The organism is Mycobacterium sp. NGS49, from assembly GCF_059812565.1.
Map to the genome: position 1 here is coordinate 1 of NZ_JCALCX010000089.1, position 1,960 is coordinate 1,960.

Annotated in this window: 2 protein-coding genes; both read left to right on the plus strand. The window is 68.8% G+C overall.

Features of this window, described 5'->3' with window-relative positions; all coding sequences use genetic code 11:
* The first annotated feature begins 104 nt into the window (after window positions 1–104).
* On the plus strand, window positions 105–308 hold the full coding sequence (locus AC5Y7D_RS30770; protein WP_499929948.1) for a hypothetical protein: 204 nt from the start codon (window positions 105–107) through the stop codon (window positions 306–308).
* A gap of 10 nt (window positions 309–318) precedes the next feature.
* Complete coding sequence (locus AC5Y7D_RS30775; RefSeq protein ID WP_499929950.1) at window positions 319–1,899, plus strand: FAD-binding oxidoreductase; 1,581 nt, start codon at window positions 319–321, stop codon at window positions 1,897–1,899.
* Window positions 1,900–1,960: the final 61 nt, after the last annotated feature.

Below are 1,960 nucleotides of genomic sequence, written 5' to 3' on the forward strand. Positions count from 1 at the left end.
GAGAATCAATACATTTCACCATCCCGAAAAGCTCTTCGCGCCCGAGGACGACGAACCCGGCTGAACATGCTTGCATTGCGCCGCTCACCTGGCATCCTGAACGGATGGCAGGCAAGGAGTTGGACCCCATCCGGGCCAAGAGCGCTCTGGCGGTAATCCGGCAGCATCCCGGGATTGCACTCTTCGCGGTGTCCCCGCTGATCGCGCTGGTGGCCGTCACCTGGTACTTTGCCGGCGCCGGCTGGGGCGTCGTGCTGGCCTTGGTGCTGCTCGTTGCCGGCGGGGCGCTCGTTCTCCGCAGACGCTGACGCCACCGGCATGCGTTCGTGGTGGGGCTGGGGCACGCTCGAACAGGCCCTCACAGAGCAGGAGACGAAAGATCTGGTGGCGCGGGTAGCGGCAATGCTGCCCGGCCACGACCTCACCGACCACCGCCCACCTGACCCGACTGCGCTCGGGCTGCCGGGCCCGCGTATCGCGCCGCCTCCGTCGCTGGCCGCGTTGTGTTCGTCACAGGTGGTGGACCGCGCCGGCCACGCCCGCGGCAAGGCCTTTCGTGACGTCGCCCGTAACCTGCAGGGGCGCCTCGACCACCTGCCCGACCTGATCGTGCGACCGCGCCGCGAACAGGACGTGATCGACGTGCTGGATTGGTGCACCCGCGAAGGGATTCCGGCGATTCCCTACGGCGGTGGCAGCTCCGTCGTCGGCGGTGTCGAGCCGCGCTTCGCGGAGCCCGCCATCACCCTGGACGTCAGCGCCATGAGCGCGGTGATCGAGGTCGATCAGGTCAGCCGCGCTGCCCGTATCCAGGCCGGCGCGCTGGGGCCCTGGATCGAGGATCAGTTGCGCCGGCACAACCTGACGTTGCGCCATTTCCCGCAGTCGTTCGCTTTCTCCAGCCTCGGCGGCTGGTTGGCCACCCGCGCCGGCGGCCATTTCGCCACGCTCTACACCCATGTCGACGACCTGACCGAGTCGGTGCGCGTCGTCACCCCGATCGGTGTCAGCGAGTCGCGACGACTGCCCGGCTCCGGCGCGGGACCGTCCCCGGACCGTCTGTTCGTCGGTTCGGAAGGCACGCTCGGCGTCATCACCGAGGCCTGGATGCGGTTGCAGTACCGTCCCCGCTGGCAGGTCACGGCATCGGTGGCGTTCGAGAGCTGGACAGCCGCAGTCGCAGCGACCCGCACCGTCGCGCAGGCCGGCCTGTTTCCGGCGAACTGCCGGCTGCTCGACCCGGCCGAGGCTTTTCTGAACGCCGGCGCCCCCGTCACCGGCGGGCTACTCGTGCTGGCCTTCGAATCCGCAGACCATCCGATCGACCCGTGGCTGAACCGGGCATTGGAGATCACCGCCGAACACGGCGGCACCGTCATCTCGCGGCGCAACCGCGAATCCGACAGTGACACAACAGAAGACGACGCGGCAGCCAGCTGGCGGTCGTCTTTCCTGCGCATGCCCTACCAACGAGATGCCCTGGCGCGCCGGGGCGTCATCGCGGAGACTTTCGAAACCGCTTGCACCTGGACCGCATTCGAGGAGCTGCATAACGCGGTAACCGGCGCCGCCCGGGCCGCGATCGAAAAGGTCTGCGGCACCGGCGTGGTGACCTGCCGGTTCACTCACGTCTACCCCGACGGCCCGGCGCCGTACTACGGCATCTACGCTGCTGGGCGCTGGGGTTCCCTGGACGCCCAGTGGGACGAGATGAAAGCGGCTGTCTCCGAAGCGATCAGCGCCACCGGTGGCACCATCACCCATCACCATGCGGTCGGTCGCGACCACCGTCCGTGGTATGACCGGCAGCGGCCTGATCCGTTCGCCGCTGCGCTACGTGCAGCCAAGCACGCGCTGGACCCCGCTGGGATCCTCAATCCCGGAGTGCTACTGGGTTAGTGGCGGCCCGCTTCGCCCGGCCAGGCCGCGCTCGCGACCGCCACGTCGGGTAGTGGCGGCC